This is a genomic window from Rhodococcus sp. AW25M09 (assembly GCF_000333955.1).
GTDB lineage: Bacteria > Actinomycetota > Actinomycetes > Mycobacteriales > Mycobacteriaceae > Rhodococcoides.
The window spans coordinates 103,839-109,838 of sequence record NZ_CAPS01000121.1 but is presented as its reverse complement, the minus strand read 5'-3'; the positions used below and the strand labels follow the sequence as shown (position 1 = coordinate 109,838).

The window sequence follows — 6,000 nt, the reverse complement described above, 5'->3', positions numbered from 1 at the left end:
AGGGGTGCGACAACCGCACGCAGAAGCAGCAGGAGGACGGCCAACACCACCGCTAGGATCGCGGGAATCACTATCAGGCGATCGCGGGCTGCGGCGTCGGTGGTGTCGAGCGCCTTGGCGTCGCTGCCTCCTACTCGAGCGCCGTCCACGCCGGCGAGTGCCGAACGCAGGGCCTCGACGACGGTGAACGATGCGTCGGAGGCGGGGGCCGCGTCGGTGACGACCGACAGGCGGGTGAGTCCGGTACCGGAATCGGCGACGCGGTCGACCGAGACGACGCCGTCGGTGCTCTCGACGGTGTCGATCACCGAGTCGATGTCCGCGGTGGGTGCGAGGACCGTCATCGGATCGGCCGAACCGGCCGGGAAGTGCTGCGAGAGAGTGTCGAATCCTTCGACGGATTCGGCGGTGACGCGGAACTGCTCGGTTTGGGAGAGCCCGATCTGCGTCCCGAACAGCGCCGCGCAGCAGGCCAGCAGCACGACGATGGTGACCGAGGCCGTCAGCACCGGTCGCCGCGAGACGCCAGCCGCGACCGAATGCCAGACACCCTCGGTAGCGGTGTCTCGGTCCGTCGCCTTGGGAGCGAAGGGCCAGAACAGCTTCGGGCCGAACAGTGCCAGTAGTGGGGGCAGCACGAACAGGACGAAGACCGCTGCGACGACGAGGCCGGCCGCGGCGAGAGCTCCGAGGCTGCGGGTGCTCGGCAGTACTGCCAGCAGCAGGGTCAGTAGCGACAGTACGACGGTGGCATTGCTGGCGAGAATGGCGGGACCGGCCTGCCGAACGGCGCGCCGCAGGGCGAGGCGGTGGTCGGATTCGCGTCGCAGCTCCTCGCGGTATCGAGAGATCAACAGCAGCGCGTAGTTCGTCCCGGCACCGAACACCAGCACGCTGGTGATCCCCGACGTCGAGCCGTCGAACGCGAGACCGGTGGCTTGGGCCAGGACGGTGCCGACGGTGGTGGCGAATCGGTCGGCGAAACCGATGACGGCCAGCGGCACCAACCACAGGATCGGGGATCGGTAGGTGACGATGAGCAGCACTGCCACCACGAGCGCGGTGACGGCGAGAAGTGTGAAGTTGGCACCGGCGAACGAGTTCGCGATGTCGGCACCGAAGGCGGGCCCGCCGGTGACCTGCGCGCGCAGATCGGGCGAGAGATCGTCGGATGCAGCGGTCCGCAAGTCGGTGACCAGGTCGTTGAGCGTGAAGCCCGACAACTCGGAATCGACCTGAACGAGCGCGATGGCAGCTTTTCCGTCGGGCGCCACGATCGGGGGAGGTCCCGGCTCGTCGGGTACCGAGCGGTCGACGGCGAGCAGCCTGCTTTGCGCGGCGGCGGCTTCGTCGATATCGGTGGGTGTCAGGTCGCCACCGTCTGCGCGGCTCAAAACCAGGATCACCGGCGCGGTGTCGGAATCCGGGAACTGAGCCAGCAGCTCGTCCACCTGGTATGACTCGGCGGAGGTCGGCAGTGAATTGGGTGATTGGTCGGCGGAATCGTTCGTGCCGACGAGGCCCATCACCGCGACGGAAAGAACGAGGATTGCGAGCGCGATCGCCCACGATCTACGGTGCGTCACGGCTGCGGCGATGCGGTCCCAGACGTCGTTGTTCTCGGTTCGGATGCTGTCCACGTTGCAAACAATCTCATTTTCTTAGATATTCAGCAACTGAATCGGTTTCGGGCAGTACTCTGACCATGAACGTAGCGAAGGAGTTACCACCGACATGGCCGACCGAAACCACCTCGAATCCGCAATATCTGCGGATCTCCGAGCGCTGTCTTCGGTGTCCGAGCAGATCGGCCAAGTGTTCGGTGCCTTACACAGCCTGCGGCCCAACGACTTTCGCGCGCTGCTGCATGTGATGGTCGCCGACGTCGAGGGTTCGCCCCTGACCGCCGGGGAGTTGGGCACCATGTTGGGGCTGTCCTCGGCGGCCATGACCTACCTCGTCGAGCGCATGATCGCCTCGGGTCACATCCGACGAGAATCCGACGCCTCGGACCGGCGCAAGGTCATCCTGCGTTACGACGAGCACGGGATGGAGGTTGCCCGAGGCTTCTTCGGACCCCTCGGCATGCGCACCAGCGCCGCGTTGAGCGACATTCCCGATGCCGATCTCGCCGCCGCGCACCGGGTGTTCGAAGCCCTCATCGGTGCCATGCGAGAACACCACTCCGAGCTCGGTAGCAACCGCCGCGCGGAGCGCACCCGCCCGGTGTGATGCTCGCGCCGCTGGTGGGCGAACTACTCGAGCCATTGCTGGACGCTGACGCCGCCGGTGCCGTAGGGTTGCTCTCGGTTGAGCTAACAGCCGGTCACGGGGAAACGCAGCGAAGTCAGCGTCTCGGGTCGAGCAGCAATGTGCTCCCGCTACGTCACTCGGTTTCCCCTTTCAGTTCGACCGATCGATGGGATCTGCCATGAGTGTTGAATCACAAGGCAACAAAGTCCGAACCACCCCGGGGGCCGTCGCGGAGAAGTCCGTGTCCGTCGCAGCAACCGGAGCAATCTTCACCGCGCACGACGGCCCCGACGGGTCACTCGTGGTCGCAGTGCACGGGGATATCGACATGCGCAGTGCGCCCATGTTCTCCGATTTCGTGTGCAGTCGTGTGTCCAGCAAGCGGCATGTGACCCTCAATTTGGCCGATGTCGACTTCTTCGGCATTGCAGGCCTCACAGTCTTCGATGCGGTCCGTGACTACACGGCCGGCATCGGCGCAACCTGGTCGGTCGTCGCAGGGCGCTCGGTCTCGCGTCTGCTGCAGGTCGCAGACCTCGAGTCCGTGATCCCGACGGCGCGTCCCTCGAACGACCAGTAAAACCCCGGCGTTCAACGCCGTGACAAGAGGTGGGCAGTTCCGAATCCGGGGCTGCCCACTGTCGGTTCAGCAGCATCTCGACTTGCTCTACTACGCACAATCGGACGATCCTGCCCCACGGTTCAACGGGGGTGCAGGATCGTCCGAAAGTGTGTCAGCGCTGTAGAACTAGTCTTTCGTTCCCTCGGAATCGCTGAAGAACGCCCACTCGCCGTCGTGCTCGACTTCGAGTCGCCACCCCAGGTCCTCGTTGTCTGCGCGGCTGTCCTTGAACCAGGCGTGCGCATCCTCTGAACTGGAGATGTCCTTGGTGTCGACGACGGTTCCGTGCGGATCGATAACTCTGTAGTTTGCCATGCAGTCAGGGTGCCCCGATGTCGCAGAAGCTAATCCACGGTGGAACGCCGAGGACGAACGGCAGCCGGCTTCCTCGGTTCGCAGACGCGCGCGCATTCGTCGAACGCTCGCGAAATCTGCTCGGAAACGATGAGAATTCGCGAGCACCTGGCAAACGCGCGCGCATTCGCGGCATCCAGGTCTCGGGTGAACCGGCTACTTGCGCGAGAGAAGCGATCGCGCGAAGAACATCAGGTTTGCGGGTCGCTCGGCCAGTCTGCGCATGAAGTAGCCGTACCACTGCTCTCCGTACGGCACATAGACGCGAACGTGCCGATCGGCAGCGACGAGTCGACGTTGTTCCTGATCGCGTATCCCGTAGAGCATCTGGAACTCGAAGTCCTCGGACGACCTGCCTGCGGCCGACGCGAACCGTTCCGCCGCCTCGATCATCTCCGGGTCGTGCGAGGCCACCATCGGGTAGCCACGTCCGTTCATCAGAACCTGCAGGCATCGGAGGTAGGAGTCGGACACCTCCCGCGTGCCCTGAAATGCCACCGACGACGGTTCGTTGTACGCCCCCTTGCACAGTCGGATCCGAGATCTCGGTCCGGACAGGTCGACGCAGTCCGCCTCGGTTCGTCTCAGATAGGCCTGCAACACCGTGCCCAGATCAGGAAAGTCCACGCGGAGTTCACGCACGATCGACAGGGTCGAATCGGTGGTCGTGTGGTCCTCGGCGTCCACCGTCACCCACACCCCGGCCGCTTCCGCGGCCGTGCAGATCGTGCGCGCATTCTCGAGGGCGAGGCTTCGGTCGATTCCCTGGCCCAGCGCAGACAACTTGAGCGAGACCTCCAGGGCCCGTCCGCTGGTCTCCCTGCTCGAAAAGCGTTGTATCAGTGACAGGTACGACTCGACGGTGGCGGTGGCCAGGGCGCTGTCGGTGGTGTCCTCACCGAGATAGTCCACCGAGACGAACCGGCCCGAGGCCAGGAGAGTGTCCACGGCGGCGACGGCCGCAGGTTCCGATTCTCCCGCCACGAAGCGGTCGACGAGAGATCGGGTGGCGCGCAGCCGCGTGAGAGTCGTCTGCAGTGTCGACGATCGCGCCGCCGCCAGCAGCGCAGGCCGGAGGGGATTGCTCAGCACGGTGGTCATCGCAGGCCCTCGCCTTCCTGATGTGGGTAGCCATGGGTGGTCGGGGGGACGAAGGTTTCCTTGACAGTGCGCGCCGAGGTCCAGCGCAGCAGGTTCTGGAGTGACCCGGCCTTGTCGTTGGTTCCCGACGCGCGGGCGCCACCGAACGGTTGCTGACCCACCACTGCGCCGGTCGGTTTGTCGTTGACGTAGAAGTTTCCGGCCGCGAATCGCAATGCCGCATGGGCCTGTTCGACGGCAGCGCGATCGGTTGCGATGACTGCTCCGGTCAGTGCGTACTTCGATCCGGTGTCGACGGTACGCAGGATCTCGGCGTAGGCGTCGGGCTTGCTGTCGTCGTAGACGTGCACGGCGAGGATCGGTCCGAAGTACTCGGTGGTGAAGGCCTCGTCGGTGGGGTCGTCGCCGAGGAGAACGGTGGGGGAGACGAAGTATCCCTCGGAGTCGTCGTACGTGCCGCCGGCGGCGATCGTCAAGCTGGGCACGGACTTCGCGCGATCGATAGCAGCCGCGTTGCGGTCGAACGCCTTTCGGTCGATGACGGCCCCGCCGTAGTTCGACAGGTCGGCCACGTCGCCGTACTTCAGCGCCGATACCTGCTCGATGAACGATTCGCCCATCGTTGCCCACAGCGATTTCGGCACGAAGGCCCGCGACGCCGCCGAGCACTTTTGGCCCTGGAAGTCGTAGGCACCGCGAATCATGGCCGTGGTCAGCACATCCGGATCGGCGGAGCTGTGCGCCACGATGAAGTCCTTACCTCCGGTCTCGCCGACGAGGCGTGGGTAGGAGTTGTAGTTCGAGATGTTGTTGCCCACCTCGCGCCACAGGGTCTGGAACGTCGCGGTGGATCCGGTGAAGTGGATGCCGGCCATGCGCGGATCGGCCAGCGCCACCTCGGAGACCATCGGCCCGTCGCCGAGCACCAGGTTGATCACTCCGGCCGGCAGTCCGGCAGCTTCGAGAAGTTGCATCGTCAGGTACGCGGCCACGGCCTGCGTCGGAGAAGGCTTCCACAACACGGTGTTGCCCATCAGCGCAGGTGCGGTGGGGAGGTTGCCCGCGATGGCGGTGAAATTGAACGGGGTGATGGCGTAGACGAAACCCTCGAGCGGACGGTATTCGAGGCGATTCCACACTCCCGGTGCCGATACCGGCTGATCGGCGAGGATCTGCCGAGCGAACGCGACGTTGAAGCGCCAGAAGTCGATCAGCTCGCAGGGGGTATCGATCTCGGCCTGGTATGCCGACTTGGACTGACCGAGCATCGTGGCAGCAGCGATTCTTTCGCGCCACGGTCCGGCCAGGAGATCGGCCGCGCGCAGGAAGACGGCCGCGCGCTCGTCGAAGGGGAGGTCCCGCCACATCGGGGCTGCTGCGCTCGCGGCTTCGATGGCATCGCGGACATCCTGCGGGCCGGCATTGGTGAAACTGCCGATGATCGACGAGTGCCGGTGCGGCTCGACGACGTTCTCCACGGGGCCGTCGGCATGACGGTGGACTCCGCCGATGACCTGTTTGATCTCGATGGGCGAGGTCCGGAGTTCGTTCAGGTGGGTCCGCAGGCGGGCGCGTTCCGCGCTCCCCGGTGCGTAGGTGTTGACCGGCTCGTTGGTGGGGGTGGGGACCGATGTGACGGCGTCCATGGCTGCTCCTCGTCTTCGATGTGT

6 protein-coding genes are annotated in these 6,000 nt (G+C 65.2%); 2 read left to right on the top strand and 4 right to left on the bottom strand.

Translation table 11 applies throughout. The features are described 5' to 3' along the window. Positions 1-1,526, bottom strand: a 1,526-nt coding sequence (locus RHODMAR_RS23485) for an MMPL family transporter (RefSeq protein ID WP_198289523.1), incomplete at its 3' end; no start/stop codon positions are given. Positions 1,527-1,734: 208 nt separating this feature from the next. Between RHODMAR_RS23485 and RHODMAR_RS23480 the strand changes: the two genes are divergently transcribed. Together RHODMAR_RS23480 and RHODMAR_RS23475 are read left to right on the top strand one after the other, a co-directional pair. After that, positions 1,735-2,232: a MarR family winged helix-turn-helix transcriptional regulator gene (locus RHODMAR_RS23480; protein WP_008719641.1), complete on the top strand. Its 498-nt coding sequence runs from the start codon at positions 1,735-1,737 to the stop codon at positions 2,230-2,232. 199 nt (positions 2,233-2,431) lie between these two features. Then, on the top strand, positions 2,432-2,833 hold the full coding sequence (locus RHODMAR_RS23475) for an STAS domain-containing protein (RefSeq protein ID WP_008719639.1): 402 nt from the start codon (positions 2,432-2,434) through the stop codon (positions 2,831-2,833). Positions 2,834-3,001: 168 nt separating this feature from the next. Here the strand turns inward: RHODMAR_RS23475 and RHODMAR_RS23470 are convergent, their stop codons facing one another. From RHODMAR_RS23470 to pruA, 3 genes are all read right to left on the bottom strand, one after another. Next, a complete protein-coding gene (locus RHODMAR_RS23470) occupies positions 3,002-3,190 on the bottom strand; it encodes a hypothetical protein (protein ID WP_008719637.1) in 189 nt (62 codons plus the stop codon). Between the two features lie 195 nt (positions 3,191-3,385). Beyond that, the gene (locus tag RHODMAR_RS23465; RefSeq protein ID WP_008719634.1) at positions 3,386-4,330 is read right to left on the bottom strand and encodes a proline dehydrogenase family protein; all 945 of its coding nucleotides are present in this window, start codon (positions 4,328-4,330) and stop codon (positions 3,386-3,388) included. Further along, entirely contained in the window at positions 4,327-5,976 is a 1,650-nt protein-coding gene (pruA, locus tag RHODMAR_RS23460) for an L-glutamate gamma-semialdehyde dehydrogenase (protein ID WP_008719632.1), read from the bottom strand. The genes RHODMAR_RS23465 and pruA overlap by 4 nt, the downstream gene beginning before the upstream one ends. Positions 5,977-6,000: the final 24 nt, after the last annotated feature.